The organism is Thioalkalivibrio sp. ALMg13-2 (genome assembly GCF_000381185.1).
Lineage (GTDB): Bacteria > Pseudomonadota > Gammaproteobacteria > Ectothiorhodospirales > Ectothiorhodospiraceae > Thioalkalivibrio > Thioalkalivibrio versutus.
The window spans coordinates 113,812-134,717 of sequence record NZ_KB906105.1 but is presented as its reverse complement, the minus strand read 5'-3'; the positions used below and the strand labels follow the sequence as shown (position 1 = coordinate 134,717).

The window sequence follows — 20,906 nt, the reverse complement described above, 5'->3', positions numbered from 1 at the left end:
ATGCGCCGACCCGGAGACCGCCGATGACAAGCTGGAACGATGTAATCCAGCGGGTAGAGCCCCTCGAGGACGTCCCCGTCGATCCGTTGCTGGTTGATGACCTCCAGCATAGCCTGCAACACGCCGGGGATCCGGGTTCGGTGCACTTTTATACCCCGACCTTCAAGTCCTACCAGTCCAGCGAGCTGGCCGATTGTGGCAAGAGTGCGTGGCCTGCGATGTCCATCACCGGTGGCGATTGCAAGCTGGCCTGTGATCACTGCAAGGCCAAGATCCTGGACCCGATGATCCCCGTCCGCACCCCGGAGGATCTCTGGCGCCAGGTGAATGGCGTGATCGAGTCCGGCGCCCAGGGCATGCTCCTGACCGGTGGCTCGAATCATCGCAACGAGGTCGAATACGACCCGTATTACTCCACCATCCGGCGCATCAAGGACGAGTTCCCCGAATTCCGCATTGCGATGCATACCGCACTGGTGGACGACGAAATTGCGCTGTCCATGGAACAGGCGGGAATCGATGCGGCGATGATGGACGTCATCGGTGCCCAGGACACCATCACGCAGGTCTATCACCTGCGGCGCAGCGTGGACGACTTCGAGCGCACGCTCGAGAGTCTGGTGAACACCAACATGAAGGTGGTCCCGCATATCGTGATCGGCCTGCACTACGGCAAGCTGCTGGGCGAATGGAATGCGCTCGAGATGCTGGCGCGCCACCTGCCGGATGCCGTGGTGCTGGTGGTGGTCATGCCGTTCTACGCGCCGGCCAGTCGCCCGTTCGAGACCCCGGATGTGCATGCGGTGGGACGCTTCTTCCACGACGCCCGCGCGCGCCTGGGTGATACCTCGCTGCTGCTGGGCTGCGCCCGTCCACCGGGCGAGGCCAAGAGCCAGATCGACAGCTACGCCGTGATGGCGGGCCTGTCCGGGATCGCCCACCCGGCAGAAGGGGTGGTGGAGCTCGCCGCGCGCCTGGGCAAGAAGGTGCGCGTGACTCCGGCCTGTTGCTCGATCGCTGTCGGTGACGAGGTGATGGCCGAAGACGCCGGTGTTGCCAGTGGCGTCGAACTGGACCTGGACACCATCGTGGCCGAGGAAGCCCGCCGCCGCGAGCAGGAGCGCAAGGCGCGCCAGGGCCTGGGCGGCATTCGCATCGTCACCGAGGGGGGCGAGGTTGCAGCCGGAGGTGGTTGTCATGCCTGAGCGCGACCAGACGACCCTGCGCATCCTCGACACCGGGTTGCGCCCGGCCGCCGAGAACATGGCGTTCAACCGCGCCCTGCTGGAATGTCATCAGGACGGCGCATCGCCGCATACCCTGCGCTTTTTGCAGTTCCAGCCCTGTGCCCTGGTGGGGTTCCACCAGAACGTGGACCAGGAGATCAACACCGAGTACTGCCAGGAGAACGGCATCGCCATCCAGCGCCGCATCACCGGCGGTGGTGCGATCTATTTCGATGCCACCCAGCTCGGTTGGGAACTGTATCTGGACAAACGCTTTCTCGGTTCGGCCGACATGGGTCAGATTGCCGCGCGCATCTGTAACGCCGCGGCGGCCGGCATGCGTTCGCTGGGCGTGGACGCGCAGTTCCGCCCGCGCAACGATATCGAAGTGGATGGTCGCAAGATCTCCGGCACCGGCGGCGCCTTTGACGGCGATTCGATCATGTACCAGGGCACGTTGCTGATCGAGTTCGATGTCGAGGACATGCTGCGCATCCTGCGCATACCGGCGGAGAAGCTTTCCAACAAGGCCATCGAGTCCGCCCGCGACCGGGTGGTGAACCTCGCCACGCTGCTCGACGAGATGCCCGCACTGGACGTGGTCAAGGAGGCCATTGCGCGCGCCTTCGCCGAGGAGTTCGGGGTGCGCACCGAAGCCGCCGACCTCCTCCCGGAAGAGCGCCGCGCCTTCGACGAGGCGCTGGCCGACATCGATACCGAAGAGTGGGTGTATCAGCGCAACCGTCCGGCGACCGATGCCCCGATGTTCGAGAGTATCTCCAAGTCCGATGGCGGGCTGATGCGGGTGGGCGTGGCGCTGGATCCCGAGCGCAAGCGTCTGAAGCAGCTGTGGATTACCGGGGACATCTTCGTGAAACCGGCCCGCACGATCGCCGATCTCGAGGCGGCCCTGCGGGATACGCCGCAGGCGGAGATGGAGGAGCGCGTGCGCGCCTTCTTCGCCGAACGCGATGTCGAGATGCTCCAGCTGAGCGCGGATGACTTCATCGCCGCGATCCAGTCGGCGCTGGCGCAGGCCGAGGTCGAAACGGTCGCGGAATGATGAACGGAACGCGAGGTTTTCGCTAATGCTGCCCGCCGCGGTGGATGTGCTGGTCGTTGGTCTGGGCCCGGGCGGGGCCTCGGCCGCGCGTGTGTGTGCCGAGGCCGGGTTGTCGGTGCTCGCGGTCGAGCGTAACAAGGCCTTCGGCGAGCCGGTGCAGTGCGCCGAGTTCATCCCCAACCCGATGGGCGCGTACGCGCAGCCCGACGGCGTGTTGCTGCAGCGGATCGACGCGATGCAGAGCTTCCTGCCCTCCGGCGCGGTGGAACATTCCGACTTCCCGGGCCTGATGGTGGATCGCGGCGAGTTTGATCGCGCCATCATCCGTGCCGCCGAGGCGAACGGGGCGCAGCTGGTGACCTCGACTCCGCTGGTGGCGGTGGACGCGGAGCGTCATACCGCCCGGGTGAAACACGCCGGTGCCGAACATGAGATCGGCTATCGCGTGCTGATCGCGGCCGATGGGCCGCATTCGCCGGTCGCCGAGACGCTGGGCCTGCCGGCCCTGCCGACGGTGCAGACCCGCCAGTACACCGTGCCGCTGAACAAGCCCTACACCGCCACCGATGTCTGGTTGTCCGATGACTACCCGGGCGGCTACGCCTGGCTGTTCCCCAAGGGCCAATGGGCCAATCTCGGCCTGGGCGCCGACAAGCGCATTGCCGGTGATCTCAAGGCGCCGCTGGAGTCCCTGCATGCCCAGCTGGTCGATCAGGGCCTGCTGGGCGAGGAGATCCGCTACCGCACCGGTGGGGCGATCCCGGTCGGCGGCCTGCGGGAGTCGCTGGTGGCTGGCGACGTGCTGTTCGTCGGCGACGCGGGTGGCCTGACGCACCCGATTACCGGGGCCGGTATTGCCGCCGCGGTGGTTTCGGGCGAGGCCGCCGGCGAGGCCGCGATCGGCCACCTGGAAGGCGACGCCGAGGCCCTGGCCGACTACGACGAGGACATGCGCGACCAGTACGGGCCGGCGCTGGATCGCGCCTGCGAGCGGCGCGCCTTCCTCAACGAACACTGGCGAACCCCGCGGGCGCAGGAAGATGCCACTCAGCGCCGCGGATGGATTGCATTTTCCGAGTATTTCAACGATGGTGACCGGGCCGCGTAATCGGCCCCGGTCGACGGATGCCTGGCATCCCCGAGACAACGCTGGAGGAATTCCATGAGTGCAAGTGCAGAGGAGATGGTCGCGCCGATCAACTTTTATCGGCCCGACTATCACATCAAGACCCCGGACATGCGTTCGCCGGAGTACGTGCAGATGTCCACCGCGGCCGCGATCACGCTGGGCCTGGTGCCGGGCACCATGCATCGCACGTCCTGCACGCACTGCCTGAACCTCCTGGTCACGTACCCGGAAGGCTGCCGTGCCAACTGCTCCTACTGCGGCCTGGCCCGCCACCGCGAGGAATCGCGGGATTACGCCGACCGCAACTTCATCCGCGTTGACTGGCCCACCGCCAAGTACGACGAGGTGATCGAACGCGTGAAGAACCACGCCGACGCCGGCCAGTTCGAGCGCATGTGCATCTCCATGATCACCCACCCGAACTCCGACGCCGACACCGTCGAGCTGCTGGAGCGCTGGGTCGCCGAGGTCAACCATATCCCGGTGTCGATCCTGTCCAATCCGACCACGATGAGCTATGAAGACCTCCAGCTCCTGCGCGACAAGGGTGCGGACATCTTCACCGTCGCACTGGACGCGGTGACCCCGGAGATCTTCGAGCGCACCCGCGGCAAGGCGGTCGAGAGCCCGCATAGCTGGGACAAGTACTGGCAGTCCATCGAGTGGGCCGCCGAGATCTTCGGTCCGGAGAAGTTTGGCGCGCACCTGATCTGTGGCATGGGCGAGACCGAGGAAGAGATCCTGCAGGTCTGCCAGCGCATTCGTGACCTGGGCGGCCACAACCACATGTTTGCCTTCTTCCCGGAAGAGGGCTCGCTGATGGAAGACTGGAACCCGGTCCCGCGTGACCAGTGGCGCCGCGTGCAGCTGGGTCGCTTCGTCATCGACTACGCCGGTGGCCGCATCGACGACATGAAGTTCAATGCCGACGGCCAGGTGGCGGACTTCGGTCTGCCGCAGGCCGAGGTGGAAGAACTGATTGCCTCCGGCAAGCCGTTCCAGACCTCCGGCTGCCCCGGCAAGTCGGACGAGGAGGTCTCGGCCTGCAACCGCCCGTATGGCGATTCCAGCCCGACGGACATCCTGTCCTTCCCGTTTGCGCTTAACTCGACCGATGTCGGCTTCGTCCAGCGGCAAATGGCCGGGGAGGATGTCGGCACCTTCGACTTCGACGCCGACGAGGCGGAAGACGAGAAGACAGCCTGAAATCGTTAGTGGTAGTATCCTGCGAAAGCCCCGGTACCCCCGGGGCTTTCGCACGTCAGGGGATCAATAAGACTTTTTGAATATTCAAGTTTCGAGCGGGGTTATCAAGGCCATTCGTCCGAGTGCCCTTGAACACACCTGCCGAAAAACTCGCGCCACGGTCGGTCACCGTGGCGCGGGCCGTGGGAACACCACCAAGACCGGACCGGCGGCGATACAAGGGGGCCGCGCGGAACCGGGGTGTTCGCACACCACAACAAGAAGACCACCAAAGGAGATACAAAATGGAAGCACGCATCATTCGCCGCAGCGTGGTGACGATCGCGGTCGGCCTGGCCATGGGTTCGGCCGGCGTCGCGCACGCCACCAACGGCTACTTCGCCCACGGCTACGGCACCAAGGCCAAGGGCATGGGGGGCGTCGGCATGGCGATCTCCCAGGATTCCTACGCCCCAGGCATTAACCCCGCCGGCATCGCCGGCATGGAAAGCCGTATCGATGGCTCGCTCGCCTACTTCCGTCCCGAACGTTCCGTGACGTTCCACACCGGAATGGGCGACATGTCGGTGGATTCCGACAGTGAAGACTTTTTCATCCCGTCGATTGGTTATGTCCAGCAGATCGACGAGAACCGGTCTTGGGGTATCGCGCTGCTGGGGAACGGAGGGATGAGTACGGATTACCCCGGTTACATGACCGGAGATGCTAATTGTGATGCTGGCGGAGGCGGGGTCTTCTGTGGTGGCCCAGCTGGGGTGGAGTTGGAACAGTTGGCGATCATCCCGACCTATGCGCAAAAGTTTGCCGATGGTCGAGTGAGTGTTGGGTTTAGCCCCATCATTAGCTATCAGCGATTTAGCGCTAAGGGGATCGCCGCGTTTGATGGCATGAGTGCCGAAGCGGGGCAGGGTACGGTTAGCGATAATGGCACCGATACGACTTGGGGCTATGGCGCGCAGATTGGGTTCCAGGCCGAGCTGGCTGAAGGTGCCCGGGTCGGGGCGAGCTACCGATCCAAGATCCGGAATGGAGACTTCGACGACTACAGCGGTCTCTTCGCCGATGGAGGGAGTTTCGATGTCCCGTCCACCTACGGTTTGGGTTTCTCGGTTGATGTTAGCCCGAGCGTCACTCTTTCCGCCGATTACCAGCGCATCAACTACACGGATGTCGCCGCGATCTCGAACCCGATGTCGAACCTGATGACCGACCCGAATGGTGCGTTGGGTGACACGAATGGCGCCGGTTTCGGCTGGAAAGATATCAATATCTTCAAGTTTGGCGCTCAGTATGAAGCCGGAAATGACTGGACCTGGCGAGTGGGCTACAACCGGGGGGAAAACCCGATTCCGTCTAGCGAAGTGGAATTCAATATCCTGGCCCCGGCCGTGATGGAAGATCACTTCACCTTTGGGTTCACCAAGGGCTTTGGCGATCAGCATGAGCTCAATTTTGCGGCGATGTATGCGCCGAGGCAGAGCGTTCGTGGTCCCATCCAGGGTGGTCAGGCTGAGGCGACCATCGAGATGCGTCAGTACGAGCTCGAGATCGGGTACGCGTACCGGTTCTGATCGGGAGGCCCGGGGCGGTCGGCTGACCGCAGCGGGTCTCGGTGTTACGCGCCCGGGAGGGGCGCCTGGCCTTGAGGGGAAGGCCGGATCCGCCAGGGAGGGCGGGTGACCCCGAGGTTCGTGACGCACTGGGGGGGTGCGTTCCGGGCCCTTCTTCCTGCCGAGCATTCCGCTCGAACCTATTAGTGAATTCAAAGGAGGATGCCATGCGAGCAATCCACGCCTTGCGCGGGAGCGTCCGTGCGGTCGGTATGGTCGCGGCGGTTGCGCTGTTCGCGGCGAGCCAGACCGTGGCGGCCGATACCTATCGCCCATTTGTACTGGCCTACACCGAATCGGGGACCGATGTCTCCGGCGAGGCTGCCAGTGTGCGGGAACGCCTGGAGGGGGCCGATTTCCGGTTTCTGGGCGAATACCCCGTCAGCAATGACCGACACGTGGTCGTGGTCACCCACGATGACCTGCTGTCCGTCGCCGGCTCGGAGGAGCGGGGTGGCTATATCGCCCCGATCCGCGTGGCCGTAACCGCGGTCGATGGCGAGCTGCAGGTGAGCTACAACAACCTGGAGTACTTCCGTCACGCCTATCGCCTGGATCGTCCGGTCACGGGTGTCGCCAACCGCCTGTCCAGCACTCTGGGTGCCGAACGCGAGTACGGTTCCGAGGACGGGCTGAGCGAACGTGATCTCGGCCGCTATCGCTATACCTTTGGCATGGAGCGCTTTGATGCCCCGTACGAGCTGGCCAGTCATGGCTCCCGGCGGGCGGCGCTGAGCGAGCTGGATGGCAATCTCGCATCCCGTGTTGCCGGGGTTAGCGAGGTCTACCGGGTGGACATCCCGGGGCAGGACGTCACCGTGATCGGCGTGGCCGTGCGTGAGGCGGACGGGGCCGATCAGGACTCGGCCGACCTGCACCAGCTCGGCATCGTGGATGTGGGCGAGTTCCGCCATACCGCGACGGTTCCGCTCGAGATCATGGTTCGAGGGGGCGAGGTGGAGGCGCTGAACATGCGTTTCCGCAAGGCGCTGCATTTCCCGGATCTGCGGATGCTGGGGGACAACAGCTTCATGCGTCTGCGCAGCTCGCCCGGCGCGCTGGAGGAGACCCTGAAGGCGGTCGCCGGCTTTGAAGAAGAGGAAGAGAGCGGGTTCTCGTGGTAATTCCACGGTAATCTGTACGCGCCACGGAAGGGCGCAAGGGGTGGCGGAATTCCCGCGTACCCCACTCAAGAACCCCGGTCTGCCGGGGTTTTTTTACGGCCCGGGCACGCAGTTGTTTTATGCTCCCGCAACACTCGCGGCAGGATGCACATCCATGAAATCGATGAAGATCGCCAATATTGGCGAGATCCGCAATGAACTCAACAAGTACAAGAAGGGCAAGAAGCTCGATATCCATCAGTTCAACCAGGTCGCGCGCCTGGCCTGGCTCGGCAAGATCGTGATGCAGCCGCTGGATCTGGAGGATGCCGAGTGCAAGTCCTTCCTGGTCTACATCCAGGAGCCGGAAGAACTGGCCGCGCACTTTCTCGACACCGATCAGGAGCTGTCCGGCGGCATCCATATCATCGATGGCGAGCAGGCCATGGCCATGGTCGAGATCATGCGCAGTGGGGTCGAGGAACGTGCCAAGCTGTACGAGGATCTCTCGCGCAGCGACTTCTATTTCCGTTACTTCTACCAGCCCGGCCAGGAGGACAAGGCGGACGATCCCGCTGCCGGCCAGGACAAGACCGAGGGCTGACACTTGGTCGCATCGACGGTGACCCCGGAGTGGATCGACGCCGGGGCTCGCTCCGCCGAGGAACTCCACGCGCTGTATGCGGGGCTGGCGACCATGACCTCGCCGGACGCCCCCCCGCGCGTACTCTGGACGCACGCCCGCGAGCCACATATTTCGGTCGGCGCCAGCCAGGATGCTGCGTCCGATCTGGACCTTGCGGCCTGTGCGGAGCAGGGCGTCCCGGTGGTGCGGCGCCCGCTGGGCGGTGGCTCGGTCTGGGTGGATGCCGATCAGGCCTGTTTCTTCCTGATCCAGCCGCGTCATGTCCTCGCTCGGGGGCATCGCCACTTGTTTGCCATGGGCCTGGGCATTGCGATGGATGTCCTGCGCGAGCTTGGGCTGGAGGGCGTGGAGGCGCGGGGTCAGGATGTCTGGGTCCAGGGGCGCAAGATCATGGGCACCGGCGCGGCCACGCTCGATGAGGGCTGCGTGTTCGGGGCCAGCTTCCTGCGGCACTTCCCGGTCGAGCGTTTTCTCGCCTGTGTCCATGCCCCTAGCGAGGGCTACCGCGACTGGCTGCGCCCGGCGCTGGAGACCGGCATGACGGATTGCGCCCGTCAGTGCCCGGAGCCGCCCGAGCCCGCGCAGGTCGAGGCCGCCCTGCGCGCGGTCTTGGAGCGCCGTTTCGGCGTGCCGGTGCGGGTGATCGAGCCGGACCGAGACACCATCGAACAGTGGCTGGCGGCCGGGCGCGAGGAGCTCGAGGATCTGGCCGACGGGCAGGGATCGCCTGCAGTGCGCGACGGGATTCGGGTGAACCGCGACAACCACGTGTTCGAGACCCGCGGGGCCTGTGGGCGCCTGCGCCTGCACGTCGAGGGCTCGCACATCGCACGGGTCTGGTGCGAGGACCCGGCGACCACCGCCATCCTCGAGGAGCACCTGATTGGCGAGTCCCCGGAGCGCCTGCGCGTGCGCTCGCGCCTGAATGGCCAGCTCGACGCCCGCATGGTCGACGAGATCAGTGCCCGCATCGACGGGCTCTATCGCGGAATCGCGGCGGCCTGACCCGCCCATTCCGTTACCCACGAACGCCGGAGATGCCGTATGTCCGAACCGACGATCGAACGCCGCCTGGAGAAACGCGTCATCCTGATGACGCAGGATGCCGGCTTGACCGAGCGCATGCAGGCCCACCTGCCGCAGGGCTGGCAGTTACACCGTGTGACCGACCTGGATGAGCTCGGTCCGTGGAACGAGATCCTGCTGTATCGCTTCCTGCTGCTGGACCTGGACGAGATCGAGGCCTTCGACCCGCTGGACGTGATCCGGATGCTGCGCATGGAATACCAGATCAATCTTCCGGTATTCTGCTTCGGCGGGGATCAGGACATCCAGGACGAGATGCGCCTGGCCCGCGCCGATCGTTTCTTCGGGCGCGACGAAATGATCGACAAGCTTCCCGAGTTCATTCGCCAGTACGACTGGTAACGGGCCCCGGTCCGGCCCGAGGGTCGGACGCAGCGTTACAGGGAGATCGTGGCATGGAACCCATCATCCGGGTGCGCGAGCTGTACAAGGTCTTCGGGCCGAACCCGCAGGAAGGCCTGCGCCTGATCGAGGACGGGCTGGACAAGGACACCATCTTCGAGCGCACCGGCAACACGGTGGGCGTGAAGGACTGCAACCTCGATATCGCCGAGGGCGAGATCTTCGTGGTGATGGGGCTGTCCGGATCGGGCAAGTCCACCCTGGTGCGCCTGCTTAACCGCCTGATCGAGCCCACTGCCGGCACCGTGGAGGTCCGTGGGCGTGACGTCACGCGTATGAGCCAGCGCGATCTGATCCGGTTGCGCAGCGAGGATCTGGCGATGGTGTTCCAGTCTTTCGCCCTGATGCCGCACAAGACCGTGATCGACAACGCCGCGCTGGGTCTGGAGATCGCCGGGGTCGGCCGCACCCGGCGCCGTGAACGCGCCCAGGAGGCGCTGGAGCAGGTGGGTCTCAAGGCCCATGCCCGCAGCTATCCGGATGAACTTTCCGGCGGCATGCAGCAGCGCGTGGGCCTGGCCCGTGCGCTGGCCACCGACCCCTCGATCATGCTGATGGACGAGGCCTTCTCGGCGCTGGATCCGTTGATCCGCACCGAGATGCAGGACCGCCTGCTGGACCTGCAGCGCGAGCACCGACGTACGGTCGTGTTCATCTCCCACGATCTCAACGAGGCGATCCGGATCGGGGATCGCATCGCCATCATGCAGGGGGGCGAGGTGGTGCAGGTCGGTACGCCGAAGGAAATCATCACGCACCCAGCCAACGAATACGTGCGCTCGTTCTTCCACGGCGTGGACATCACCCAGGTATTCCAGGCCTGCGACATCATGGACAGCGAGAACATCCCGGTACTGGATGCCCATACCACGGCCGGTGAGGCGCGCAACCGCATTGCCCACGTGCCGGGTAACGAGGCCGTGATCGTCGATGCCGGCGGGCGCTTCCAGTCCGTCGTCCAGGCCAAGCGTCTGGGCGAGCTTACCCAGGATCGCGCCGCCAGCGAGGTCGCGGTGGAGGTGGAGGCGGTCCCCGAGGATACGGCGCTGGCCGACCTGCCGCGGCGTGCTGCGCAGAGCCCGGTATCCATCCCGGTGGTGGATGGTGAGGGCCGGTTCCGCGGCCTGGTAACCCTGCAGCGCCTGGTCGAGGCCCTGGACCGCAGCCGCAACGCGGCCGCCGCGAACGGAGATTACTGACATGGAGGGGCGCATCAATATCCCGGTGGGCGACTGGATCGAGAATGGAGTCGACTGGATCCTCGATAACCTGGAGCCGGCGCTGGACGGTATTGCCTGGTTCCTGGGGCTGCTGACCAATTCCTTCGAGGGGGCCTTGCTCGCGATCCCCGCCTGGCTGCTGGTGCTGGTGCTGGTGGGGCTCAGCTGGTGGCGGGTCAGCTGGCGCTTCGGCATCTTCGCCATCGTGGCGCTGGGCCTGATCCTCGGGATGGACCTGTGGGAGCCCACCATCAAGACGTTGTCGCTGGTGCTGGCGGCCACCGCCGTGGCGCTGGCGATCGGCATGCCGGTCGGGGTCGCGATGGCGCGCAGCGACTGGCTCGAGGCCTCCATCCGTCCGGTGCTGGATCTGATGCAGACCATGCCGCCCTTCGTCTACCTGATCCCCGCCGCAATCTTCTTCGGGCTGGGCACGGTGCCCGGCGCGATCGCCACGGTGGTGTTCTGCATGCCGCCGGTGGTGCGTCTGACCAATCTCGGCATCCGCCAGGTAAACCGCGAGCAGATCGAGGCCGGGCTGGCCTTCGGTTGCAATCGGCGCCAACTCCTGACCAAGATTCAGTTGCCTCTGGCGATGCCGTCGATCATGGCCGGCATCAACCAGACCATCATGCTGGCGCTCTCCATGGTGGTGATCGCGTCGATGATCGGTGCCGGCGGGCTTGGCAACACCGTGCTCACCGGTATCCAGCGGCTCGATGTCGGGCTGGGGTTCGAGGGCGGCCTGGGGGTCGTGATCCTCGCCATCCTGCTCGACCGGATCACTCAGAGCGTAGGACTGCGGCGCAAGGCGAGCAGTTGACCGGCCCTCGCGTCGCGCTATCCGTTTCACTCGAAGGAAGGAGTAGCACGATGAACAAGACACTGACTTCAACCCTGCTGGGCGGCGTGCTGGCCGCCTCCATGGGGCTCTCCACGGTCCAGGCCGACGATATCCAGATTGGCTGGACCGCGTGGTCCGACGCCGAGTTCGTGACCCGGCTGGCCGAACGCGTCATCGAGGACGAGATGGGCTACTCGGTCGATCTGATCCAGACCGATATCGCCCCGCAGTACCAGGGTCTGGCCTCCGGCGACATCGACATGATGCTGATGGCCTGGCTGCCAGGGACCCACGCCGACTACATGGATCGTGTGGGGCAGGACGTGGTGAACCTGGGGCCGCTGTACGGCAACGCCCGCCTCGGCTGGGTGGTGCCGGACTATATCCCCGAGGACGAGCTCGGTTCCATCGAGGACCTGAAGAAGGACTCCGTGCGGGACAAGCTGAATGGCCGCATCACCGGGATCGACCCGGGCGCGGGCCTGACGCGGCTGTCGGAAGAGGCCATGGAGACCTACGGCCTGGATGGCTACAACCTGCAGATCTCCTCCGGGGCGGGCATGACCTCCGCGCTGGAACGCGCCATCCGTCGTGACGAGTGGATCGTGGTGACCGGCTGGAGCCCGCACTGGAAATTCGGCGCCCATGATCTGCGTTACCTCGAAGACCCGGAAGGGGCCCTGGGCAGCTTCGAACGGATCCATGCCCTGGCGCGTGAAGGCTTCGCCGAGGAGTACCACGACGTGGCGATGATGATCTCGCGTATGCACCTGGATCTCGAGGTCCTGGAAGACGCGATGTTTTACGCCCAGGAAAACTCCTACGCGGAGGCCGTGGATCGCTTTATCGAGGACAACCCGAAGTACGTGCAGTACTGGGTGACCGGCGTGATCGACTGATCACCGCAGGCCATGGCCATGCCCGAAAGCCCCGCTCCGGCGGGGCTTTCTTCGTCTGGGGCCCCGACTCCATTGTTAACCACGAAGCGCACGAAGATACGAAGAAGGGCCAAGGCGATCGCACCACGGAGGACATGAACCGCACGCGGAAGCCCGATTCGGGGGCGGGCGACGGGTCGATCGGAACACCTTGTCGGCATTCTCCGGTCACCATGAAGACGCCCCTCCCTCGGCAACCCGGAAACCGCCCAGCGGTTATCCGGGATCGCCACTGCTGGAGATCACCCGGACGTCCGGGGGCTCGCCCGGGAGATCCCGGCTCTCCGCTTCGCTGCGGCCGGGATGACGAGGGGATATGCGGCCGGGGATGGCGGGGGCGTGTGGCAGGAGATGGCAAGGGACGGTTGTGGCTGGACCCGAAACGCGAAAGGCCCCGGGCAGGTTGCCGCGGGGCCTTTCGCTGTTGCCGTCCCCGATGGAGCGGGGCCGCGCTAGCCGGACTGGATCAGCCGATCCAGGCGTGTTCCAGCACGTCGATGCGGACCTTCTCGTGGAAGGTCTCGCCATTGCCCTCGATCACCAGGTCGCCAATGCGGGTGCCGGCGGTGTCGTAGCTGAACTTGCAGTCGAAGGTGCCCGGCAGGGACACGCTGCCCTCGCACAGGGTCTCGCCTTCCACGGAGAACGAGCACTGGGCGCTGCCGGAGCCGTTCAGCACGGCCTGCAGCCGGAATTCCTCGTTGACCGGACGACGGTAGAAGTTCGGGTCGCGGTTCGGGTTGTACTGCAGGTTGTTCAGCTTGACGAGCTTGACAAGTTTCATACCGGGTCCTCTATTGAAGCGCTGAATCCGAGTGACGGGCGCATCCGCAAGACCAACCCCGCAGCCGTGGGGCGTTTGGTTCATGCAAGTGCGCAGGTTCGATAGAATAGAAACAGAGAATGATACAACAAAGCCTGCGGGAACACGATTGGCGGCCCGCCCAACGCGCAGCAGGGTAACGCCGCCCCCGCGCATACACCAGTCCCGGCCCCGCGGTCAGTCCCGACCGCGCGGTCGACATCGGAGATCCCATGAAGAACCTGATCAACCGCATCCGCGGTGTGGAACGCGACGTCATCGAGAAACCGGGGGACGCGGGCGACGCCCCGTTCTACAAGCCCCAGCGCGACGAGATCGAGATCTTCAAGGCGGCCTACTCGAAGCGCCTGCCGGTGATGCTCAAGGGGCCGACCGGTTGCGGCAAGACCCGCTTCCTGGAGCACATCGCCCACGTCCTGGGCCAGCCGCTGGTGACGGTGTCCTGCCACGAGGACCTGACCAGTTCCGACCTGGTCGGCCGCTTCCTGCTGGAGGGCGAGGAAACCGTCTGGCAGGACGGCCCGCTGACGCGCTCGGTCAAGGAGGGTGCGATCTGCTACCTCGACGAAATCGTCGAGGCGCGCACCGACACCACCGTGGTGATCCACCCGCTGACTGACCACCGCCGCCAGCTCCCGCTGGACAAGAAGTCGCAGATCATCGATGCGCACGAAGACTTCATGCTGGTGATCTCCTACAACCCGGGCTATCAGACCGTACTGAAGGACCTGAAGCCCTCCACCAAGCAGCGCTTCGTCGGTATTCACTTCGACTACCCGGAGGAGGACGTCGAGCGCGAGATCGTGGCCAAGGAATCCGGTGGCCTGGATGCCGATCGCGTGGAGAAGCTGGTCGCCGCCGGGCGCAAGGCGCGCGCGCTGAAGGACCACGGTCTGGAAGAGGCCACCTCCACCCGTGCGTTGGCCTACGCCGGCGAACTGATGCAGGCGGGCTTGAGCCCGCGTGTCGCCTGCCGCGCCGCGATGATCGCCCCGATCACCGATGACCCCGAGCTGATCCAGGCACTGGAGGAGATCTTCGACGCCCACTTCCCCGAGTCCGAAGCCGCGTGAGTGACCCCGCGACTCAAGGCGGCGCGAAACCGGAGGCGGAAGAACTCGTCGAGATCGAGGAGATCCTCCAGCACCTGGAGGACATCAGCTTCGTCGCGCACCGCGATACGAAGGAGGCCCTGCCGGCGATTCGTCCGTTCGGGGCCACCATCGCGCGGCGCTGGATCGAGACCGCGCGCGACCTGTTCTTCCATGACCGCGAGGCCGGCAAGAGCTTCATGCGCCACTCGGCCCGACTTGCCGAGCACATGCAGACGGTGGAGCTGTGGCTGGAGCAGGCTGCGCGCTTTCAGGAGTGGGTGAACTCCAATTACGCCCTGGAAGGCTTTATGGCGCAGGCCGACCGGGTGTACGCGGAGTGGGGCGAGGCCGGCGAGCGCGAGTGGGCCGAGATCGGCCTGCGCTGGTGCGCACGTAGCCTGCCGGATGCCCGGGCCTATTTCGAGGCCCCATTCGACAAGCTCTCGGGCGGGCGCGGCATCGAGGGCCTGCGCGCCCTGATCGAGCCGGCCGAAAAGCTGTTCGACGAGCGTGGCCTGACCCTGGACGCCTACCTCGAGGGCGCCCCGATCGCCCGCAACCTGGTCGGCGACGCGGGCCTGCTCTCCTGGGCGCGGCGTGGGGCGGACTTGCTGAAGGCCGGGCGCTCGCGCGGCGAGGCCTATTTCCGCCTGGAGAGCGACGAGAGTCTGAAGCTCCTGCTGGAGGCGCTGCCGGGCTTCCGTCCACGCATGAACGGGCGCTTCCTGCGCCTGGTGTTGATGGCCTGGCTGGATGCCGACATCCCGCTGGCGGATTCGAGCTGGAAGCCGGGCGAGGGCCGCCCGATGCTCGAGACCGACGGGCGCCGCCTGTTCATGCCGGCCGTGATGGACTCCCGCGAGGAGGCGATCGTCGCCACCCAGCACGCGGCCGCGCATCTCGCCTTTGATACCTACGCGCAGTCCGACGTCGAGCGCCTGTTCGAGCGCGCCGGCGCCGAGCATCCGCCGCTGGACGACAAGTCGCGCATCACCTGGCGCCCGTTGTTCGCTCAGTTCGAGGCGCGCATGTTCAGCTTCCAGGTGCTGTTCGACCTGGCCGAGGATCTGCGCGTGAACGCGCGCCTGGCCCCGCGCATCCCGAACTTCCTGTCGCGCCTGGTGGAACTCGCCCGCGCCCACGAGCGTCCGGAGGGTGCGGCCGGCATCTACTACGACTTCGCCTTGCGCGCCCACGAGGCCCTGCTGCGCGGCGAACCCCAGGACCCGCGCCTGGAGCGGATGCTGGAGCCGGACGCCGATATCGTCACTGCGTGGGCCGTGGGCGAGGAACTGTTCGCCGACGATACCTTCCCGGACATCACGATTGAGGAGCGTGCCGAGGCCTATCTGCCGGGGTTGTCGCTGAACCAGTCGCTGCCGGTCTACCCGCAGCGCAAGCGCGATGGCAGCCTGGCCGACTTCCGCGACCACGAGGCGCACGACGAGCACAAGCTCGAGCACCAGAAACAGGAAGAACAGCCCCAGCAGGCCCCGGAACAGGCGCAGAAGGACCCGGACGCGGATATCCAGACCCCGCAGCAGGAGACCTCCGGCACCGGCGGGCGCATCGGCACCGGCATTCCGCAGCCGGCCCAGGTGGCCAAGCGTGGCGTACCCTATTCGCCACGGAAGGACGGCATCCCGTATCCCGAGTGGGACTACCGCGAACAACGCTACATCTCCGACTGGGTGAACCTCTACGAGCGTGTGCTGGACGACGAGAACCCGGAGCTGGCGGCGACCATCCTGTCGGAGAACGCCGACACCCTGAAGCGTCTGACCCGCGGTCTGGAGATGCAGCGCCCGATGCGCCTGGCGCCGCAGCGCAAGCAGCTGGACGGCGACGAGCTGGATACCGAAGCGGTGATCGACTACATCGCCGACAAGAAGGCCGGGCTCTCCCCCAAGGCCTTCATCTACCGCCGGCGCGCAGTGCAGCACCGCGACACCTCGGTGCTGATGCTGGCGGACATGTCCACCTCCATCATGGCGCGCCACCCGAGCGGGCAGGGCAAGATTGTCGACCGCATCCGCGAGGGGATGATGCTGTTCGCCGAGGCCATCGAGAAGGTCGGCGACCCCTACGCGCTCGCCGGCTTTGCCTCCAAGCAGCGTGACCAGGTCAACTACTACTGGTTGAAGGATTTCAACGAGGACTTGAACGACACCGTGCGCGCCCGCATCGCCGGGGTGTCCGGGCGCCTGGCTTCGCGCATGGGGGCGGGCATCCGTCACTCGCTGGAGGCGTTCAAGCGCAACTCCAGCCAGCGCCGCCTGTTGCTGATCCTCACCGACGGGCGCCCGGCCGACTATGACGACGGCGGTGACCAGCGCTATCTGCACGAAGACACCCGCATGGCGATGAAGGAGGCGGTGGATGCCGGTATTCACCCCTTCTGCATCACCCTGGACCCGTCCGGGTCCGAGTACCTGCCGGCCATCTTCGGCCCCGGGCACTACACCATCATCGACCACGTGGACGAGCTGCCGCGCCGTCTGCCCGAGATCTACCTGAGGCTGCGCCAGTGAATGCCACCCCCGAAGCCATCGATCAGGACGCCACAGCCCCGGGGTCGGAGCGCGCTCCGGCCCGGCGCCACGCGACCCTGCTGCATGCGCCGCGCTATCGCGGGCACAGCTACGGTGACAATCACCCACTGGGCATCCCGCGCGTCTCGCTGACCATTGACCTGATCGAGGCCTATGACGCGATCACCCCCGGGGAGATGGCCGTCACGCGCCGTGCGCAGCCGGCCGAGCTCGAATGGTTCCACACCCGCGAGTATGTCTCCGCGATGCAGCGCGCCGAGGCGCTGGGCAAGGTCTTCCAGCGCTACCGCGACCGCCACAACATCGGCAACTTCGAAAACCCGTTCTTCGCCGGCTTCTTCGCCACCCCGGCCACTGCCACCTTCGGCTCCATCCAGGGCGCCGAGGTCGTGCTGGGCGGGCAGATGGCCTTTAATCCGGCTGGCGGCATGCACCACGCCGCCCCCGACCAGGCGCGCGGTTTCTGCTACTTCAACGACCCCGCGCTCGCGATCCTGCGCCTGCGCCAGGCCGGTCAGCGTGTGCTCTATCTCGACATCGATGCCCACCATGGCGACGGCGTCGAGGCCGCGTTCATCGATGACCCGGATGTCCTCACCGTCTCCCTGCACATGGATACCGAATACGGCTATCCCTTCGAGGGCGGCCGCATCGAGGACACGGGTCCGCTCGGCAACGCCGTGAATGTGCCGCTGCCGAAGGAGACCAATGACAGCGAATTCCGCGCCGCCTTCACCCGGGTCTGGGACGCGGTGCTTGATCGCTGGCGGCCGGACGTGATTGTCGTCCAGGCCGGCACCGATGCCCTGCTGCCGGATCCGCTCGGCAAGTTCGGCATCTCCACGCAGTGTTTCCTCGCCTGCATCGACGACGTGATCGAGACCAGCCCGCGCCATGCGGATGGCACGCCGAAGCTGCTGGTCCTCGGCGGTGGCGGTTATCACCCCCTCGCGCTCGCCCGCTGCTGGACCGGCGTCTGGTCCCTGCTCACCGGGCGCGACCTCCCCGCCGCGATCCCCGCGGCCGGCCAGGCCTTGCTGCGCGAGGTCGACTGGGACATGGACGAGGAAGAGGCGTGGTACGCGAACTTGTTCGTCTCCCGCCTGGACGCCGACCGTTCCGGCCCCGTGCGTCCCGAACTCGAGGACCGCCTGGAGCGGCTTTTCCATACACACCCGCTGTTGCGCGGGTAGTGAAGAGACGCTGACCCATCACCGGCCCGTGACTGCGGGCACAGACGATACCAAGCCTGGATTACGGCTCCGCGTCTCCTGGGGCGCCCATCGGGTGTAAAGCTTTCCGACGGGGTTTCGGGCCGTTTTCCCGAAAAATGTCGGAATGGTTTACACGAGGCCCTTCGCGGTGAATCGGGTTTGAGAAGAAATTCCGATCAAACAGGGTCTTATCGGCTTTGGCGTGTGTCTTGCTTCGTAGTTGCTCGAGAGGGCGAAAGGCGCCCTGAGCGGTCAACAGGCCGGGAGCCGGAGGTGAGTGTGATGCGCAAGTGGTGGAGTAAGCAGGTGGTGGTGCTAGCGGGCGTAATGCTCGCAGGCTCGGTGGCGAACGCGGCCATTATCGAGCTTCCGGACGTCGACGAGACCTATGACGGGATCCCGGTCGCCATTCAGTACAACGATTTCTATTCTTACTCCGGCTCGTTGCTGAACCAGTGGGGCTTCCTGTCGCAGGCCAACTACACCGGGCAGGGCACCGGCACGCTGGACCTGATTGTGGGCACGGGTGCGGGTGGTCAGAACAATCAGGGTATCGGGCCCGACGGCAGCTACAATTTTGAAGATCCCATGCCCTTCCCCGGTGGCGGCGCGAACGACTTCACCGGTAACTGGGGACTGGGTACCCAGGCCAATGGACCCGTGCTGGTGGACAACCTCCTGGCGTACCTGGATGCGATCAACCCGGGGGCCACGATCCCCACGTTCATCTTCGACCACAACCAGACAGGGGGGAACCCCGATCTGTTCGTCCAGGCCGAGGTCTTCATCTACGACCCCGTCACCGGGGAACGCGTGGCTCGCTGGATCTTCGACGACGGTAATGGCGGCCCGGTTCTCTCGCCCGGCGACGTCCAGGTGGTTGGCGAATCGGGCGAGGTGTACGAGGCCGATGCCAACAAGGGCAGTGGCAAGCTCGACTACATCGTGTTTGCCCCGACCATGGATCTCGGCCTGTTCTCCGGTGCGGGCTATCTGTTCGGGATCGATTTCTTCATGGACGACCTGAACAATGGCTTCGAGGAGCTCTATCTCAGCGGTCGATTCTCAACCACCGCCACTGAGGTCCCGCTGCCGGGGCCGGTCTGGTTGATCGGGCTTGGGCTCGTGATGCTGGGGGCCTTCCGCCGCTATCGGCATTCGGCCCCGGGCCTGTAGTCTCCGCTGGTTTCCCCTGCCGCCCCCTGACTTCCAGCTCGGGGCGGCCTCTGACCCGCGCCCTGGCACATGCTAGGGCGCGGCTGTTTGTGCGGCCGTACAATGCCGCCGGTAGTGGCCCGCTCGCGTTGCGGGTTTTCGCAAATCCCGTCCGCTGACGTACGATTCTCCCCCACATCGGGTGGGTGAGGGTTCGGGGCATCCCGGAATCCGTCACCTGGGGCCCGCGACCAATCGAGGAGACGCATGCAGCCCGTGCAGAAACTGATACCCGGATACGCCAATGCCAAGGCGACGCGTCGTTACGCAGAGCAGTTCGTGTCCGAGGGCAAGGCCGCCGAGGGGCATTACAGCGAGTTCTCGCGCGCGAAGATGCGCCTGTCGAGCCTCGGGATCGGCACCTTCGGCGGGGCAGCCACCGCCGAGGTCGACGCGCAGATCTCCGCGATCGTTGCGCGTGGCCTGGCCGAGGGCGTCAACGTGGTCGATACCGGCGCGCACTACCGCTACGGCCGGTCGCTGGCCGCGGTGGGGGCCGGTGTGCGCACCGCGCTGGAGGCCGGGGTTGCGCGCGAGGCGATGTTCCTGATCTCCAAGGGCGGCTTCCTGACCCTGCGTGGTGGGCCTCCGGACGATATGGAGGCCTGGTTCCAGCGCGAGATCGAGGCCCAGGGCATGGGTACGAAGGATGATCTGGCCAAGGGCGCGCATCTGCTGACGCCGGAATACCTCCACTACCAGATGGAGCTGTCGCGCTCGCTGATGGGGGTGGAGACGCTGGACGCGTTCCTGATCGATCAGCCCGAAGTGCACATCCACGAGATCGGCAAGGAGCCGACCAACCGCAAGCTGGAGCCCGTGTTCGAGATGCTGGAGCGGGCGGTACTCGAAAAGAAGATCCGCACCTACGGCATCTCCACCTTCGAGGGATTCCGCGAGGAGACCGACGCGGCGGTGTTCCAGTCGCTCACCTCGATGCAGGGCCTGGCCGAACGCGCCGCGCAGACGGTGACCGGCGACGACCATGCGCGGCACCACTTCAAGGTCGCCATGCTGCCGTTCAACCAGGTGATGCTGGAAGGCTTTACCCGCTTCAACACCGCGACCGGGCAGGGCAATGTGGCCAGCCCGCTGCAGGCCGCGCACCAGCTGGAGGTGTACATGATCGCCTCGCATTCCATGCTGAAGGGGCACTTGGCGAAACAGTCGGTGGAGGTGGTCGAGCAGCAACTGGCGAGCCTGCCCAACCCGGCGCAGCGCGCGTTGCAGTTCAACCGCTCCACGCCGGGTCTGGGCACTTCGCTGGTCGGCATGAGCACGCCGGAACACCTGGACGACATGCTGGCGGTGATGCGCGAGCCGATGATGGACAAGAAGGCCTATCTCGGCATGTTCAAGAAGGCCGAGGAGGAATAACCCCGGCGCGATCTTTTTACCTCCCGTCATTGCGAGGAGCGCAGCGACGAAGCAACCTCCGTCCGGAACCACCGGATTCTGGATTGCGGGCGCGCTGCAAGCTTCAGGAGGTTACTCGCTTCGCTCGCCCTTCGGGCCGGCCTGCGGCCGTTCAACGC

General features: G+C 65.6%; 18 protein-coding genes. 17 read left to right on the top strand and 1 reads right to left on the bottom strand.

What is annotated here, in order from left to right; all coding sequences use genetic code 11:
• Nucleotides 1–23: 23 nt before the first annotated feature.
• The 12 genes from F618_RS0106165 to F618_RS0106110 all read left to right on the top strand — a co-directional run bounded on the left by F618_RS0106165 (nucleotide 24) and on the right by F618_RS0106110 (nucleotide 12,434).
• A complete protein-coding gene (locus F618_RS0106165; RefSeq protein WP_019568058.1) occupies nucleotides 24–1,205 on the top strand; it encodes a radical SAM protein in 1,182 nt (393 codons plus the stop codon).
• Nucleotides 1,198–2,289 (top strand): biotin/lipoate A/B protein ligase family protein, encoded by a 1,092-nt coding sequence (locus F618_RS0106160; RefSeq protein WP_019568057.1) that lies wholly within the window; start codon nucleotides 1,198–1,200, stop codon nucleotides 2,287–2,289. The genes F618_RS0106165 and F618_RS0106160 overlap by 8 nt, the downstream gene beginning before the upstream one ends.
• A 25-nt stretch (nucleotides 2,290–2,314) precedes the next feature.
• Nucleotides 2,315–3,397 (top strand): NAD(P)/FAD-dependent oxidoreductase, encoded by a 1,083-nt coding sequence (locus tag F618_RS0106155; protein ID WP_019568056.1) that lies wholly within the window; start codon nucleotides 2,315–2,317, stop codon nucleotides 3,395–3,397.
• A 54-nt stretch (nucleotides 3,398–3,451) separates the two neighbouring features.
• Nucleotides 3,452–4,624, top strand: a complete 1,173-nt coding sequence (locus tag F618_RS0106150) for a radical SAM protein (protein WP_019568055.1) — start codon at nucleotides 3,452–3,454, stop codon at nucleotides 4,622–4,624.
• A gap of 284 nt (nucleotides 4,625–4,908) precedes the next feature.
• Complete coding sequence (locus tag F618_RS0106145) at nucleotides 4,909–6,195, top strand: OmpP1/FadL family transporter (RefSeq protein ID WP_019568054.1); 1,287 nt, start codon at nucleotides 4,909–4,911, stop codon at nucleotides 6,193–6,195.
• Nucleotides 6,196–6,401: 206 nt separating this feature from the next.
• Entirely contained in the window at nucleotides 6,402–7,358 is a 957-nt protein-coding gene (locus F618_RS0106140; RefSeq protein WP_019568053.1) for a hypothetical protein, read from the top strand.
• A 154-nt stretch (nucleotides 7,359–7,512) separates the two neighbouring features.
• Nucleotides 7,513–7,941, top strand: a complete 429-nt coding sequence (locus F618_RS0106135) for a hypothetical protein (protein WP_018143994.1) — start codon at nucleotides 7,513–7,515, stop codon at nucleotides 7,939–7,941.
• Nucleotides 7,942–7,944: 3 nt separating this feature from the next.
• Nucleotides 7,945–8,988, top strand: coding sequence for a lipoate--protein ligase family protein (locus tag F618_RS0106130; RefSeq protein ID WP_018168421.1), 1,044 nt, complete (start codon nucleotides 7,945–7,947; stop codon nucleotides 8,986–8,988).
• 39 nt (nucleotides 8,989–9,027) lie between these two features.
• Nucleotides 9,028–9,411: a hypothetical protein gene (locus F618_RS0106125; RefSeq protein ID WP_019568052.1), complete on the top strand. Its 384-nt coding sequence runs from the start codon at nucleotides 9,028–9,030 to the stop codon at nucleotides 9,409–9,411.
• A gap of 53 nt (nucleotides 9,412–9,464) precedes the next feature.
• Complete coding sequence (proV, locus tag F618_RS0106120; RefSeq protein ID WP_019568051.1) at nucleotides 9,465–10,670, top strand: glycine betaine/L-proline ABC transporter ATP-binding protein ProV; 1,206 nt, start codon at nucleotides 9,465–9,467, stop codon at nucleotides 10,668–10,670.
• Nucleotide 10,671: 1 nt separating this feature from the next.
• Nucleotides 10,672–11,514, top strand: a complete 843-nt coding sequence (locus F618_RS0106115; protein WP_019563453.1) for a proline/glycine betaine ABC transporter permease — start codon at nucleotides 10,672–10,674, stop codon at nucleotides 11,512–11,514.
• A gap of 50 nt (nucleotides 11,515–11,564) precedes the next feature.
• Nucleotides 11,565–12,434, top strand: a complete 870-nt coding sequence (locus F618_RS0106110; protein ID WP_018951133.1) for a glycine betaine ABC transporter substrate-binding protein — start codon at nucleotides 11,565–11,567, stop codon at nucleotides 12,432–12,434.
• 505 nt (nucleotides 12,435–12,939) lie between these two features.
• Here F618_RS0106110 and F618_RS0106105 read toward each other — a convergent pair.
• Nucleotides 12,940–13,257, bottom strand: coding sequence for a hypothetical protein (locus F618_RS0106105; protein ID WP_018143988.1), 318 nt, complete (start codon nucleotides 13,255–13,257; stop codon nucleotides 12,940–12,942).
• Nucleotides 13,258–13,508: 251 nt separating this feature from the next.
• Between F618_RS0106105 and F618_RS0106100 the strand changes: the two genes are divergently transcribed.
• From F618_RS0106100 to F618_RS0106080, 5 genes are all read left to right on the top strand, one after another.
• Entirely contained in the window at nucleotides 13,509–14,369 is an 861-nt protein-coding gene (locus F618_RS0106100) for a CbbQ/NirQ/NorQ/GpvN family protein (RefSeq protein WP_018168425.1), read from the top strand.
• Entirely contained in the window at nucleotides 14,366–16,921 is a 2,556-nt protein-coding gene (locus F618_RS0106095; RefSeq protein WP_019568050.1) for a nitric oxide reductase activation protein NorD, read from the top strand. The genes F618_RS0106100 and F618_RS0106095 overlap by 4 nt, the downstream gene beginning before the upstream one ends.
• Nucleotides 16,918–18,135, top strand: a complete 1,218-nt coding sequence (locus F618_RS0106090) for an acetoin utilization protein AcuC (RefSeq protein ID WP_019568049.1) — start codon at nucleotides 16,918–16,920, stop codon at nucleotides 18,133–18,135. The genes F618_RS0106095 and F618_RS0106090 overlap by 4 nt, the downstream gene beginning before the upstream one ends.
• A 303-nt stretch (nucleotides 18,136–18,438) precedes the next feature.
• Entirely contained in the window at nucleotides 18,439–19,332 is an 894-nt protein-coding gene (locus F618_RS0106085; RefSeq protein ID WP_018938860.1) for a PEP-CTERM domain protein, read from the top strand.
• Between the two features lie 246 nt (nucleotides 19,333–19,578).
• Nucleotides 19,579–20,748 (top strand): aldo/keto reductase, encoded by a 1,170-nt coding sequence (locus tag F618_RS0106080; RefSeq protein ID WP_019568048.1) that lies wholly within the window; start codon nucleotides 19,579–19,581, stop codon nucleotides 20,746–20,748.
• The last annotated feature ends 158 nt before the right edge of the window (nucleotides 20,749–20,906 follow it).

What these genes read in the sequence shown, in the direction of transcription:
- F618_RS0106165 (WP_019568058.1), top strand. Translation starts at nt 24, where the DNA reads ATGACAAGCTGGAACGATGTAATCCAGCGGGTAGAGCCCCTCGAGGAC.
- F618_RS0106160 (WP_019568057.1), top strand. Translation starts at nt 1,198, where the DNA reads ATGCCTGAGCGCGACCAGACGACCCTGCGCATCCTCGACACCGGGTTG.
- F618_RS0106155 (WP_019568056.1), top strand. Translation starts at nt 2,315, where the DNA reads ATGCTGCCCGCCGCGGTGGATGTGCTGGTCGTTGGTCTGGGCCCGGGC.
- F618_RS0106150 (WP_019568055.1), top strand. Translation starts at nt 3,452, where the DNA reads ATGAGTGCAAGTGCAGAGGAGATGGTCGCGCCGATCAACTTTTATCGG.
- F618_RS0106145 (WP_019568054.1), top strand. Translation starts at nt 4,909, where the DNA reads ATGGAAGCACGCATCATTCGCCGCAGCGTGGTGACGATCGCGGTCGGC.
- F618_RS0106140 (WP_019568053.1), top strand. Translation starts at nt 6,402, where the DNA reads ATGCGAGCAATCCACGCCTTGCGCGGGAGCGTCCGTGCGGTCGGTATG.
- F618_RS0106135 (WP_018143994.1), top strand. Translation starts at nt 7,513, where the DNA reads ATGAAATCGATGAAGATCGCCAATATTGGCGAGATCCGCAATGAACTC.
- F618_RS0106125 (WP_019568052.1), top strand. Translation starts at nt 9,028, where the DNA reads ATGTCCGAACCGACGATCGAACGCCGCCTGGAGAAACGCGTCATCCTG.
- proV (WP_019568051.1), top strand. Translation starts at nt 9,465, where the DNA reads ATGGAACCCATCATCCGGGTGCGCGAGCTGTACAAGGTCTTCGGGCCG.
- F618_RS0106115 (WP_019563453.1), top strand. Translation starts at nt 10,672, where the DNA reads ATGGAGGGGCGCATCAATATCCCGGTGGGCGACTGGATCGAGAATGGA.
- F618_RS0106110 (WP_018951133.1), top strand. Translation starts at nt 11,565, where the DNA reads ATGAACAAGACACTGACTTCAACCCTGCTGGGCGGCGTGCTGGCCGCC.
- F618_RS0106105 (WP_018143988.1), bottom strand. Translation starts at nt 13,257, where the DNA reads ATGAAACTTGTCAAGCTCGTCAAGCTGAACAACCTGCAGTACAACCCG.
- F618_RS0106100 (WP_018168425.1), top strand. Translation starts at nt 13,509, where the DNA reads ATGAAGAACCTGATCAACCGCATCCGCGGTGTGGAACGCGACGTCATC.
- F618_RS0106085 (WP_018938860.1), top strand. Translation starts at nt 18,439, where the DNA reads ATGCGCAAGTGGTGGAGTAAGCAGGTGGTGGTGCTAGCGGGCGTAATG.
- F618_RS0106080 (WP_019568048.1), top strand. Translation starts at nt 19,579, where the DNA reads ATGCAGCCCGTGCAGAAACTGATACCCGGATACGCCAATGCCAAGGCG.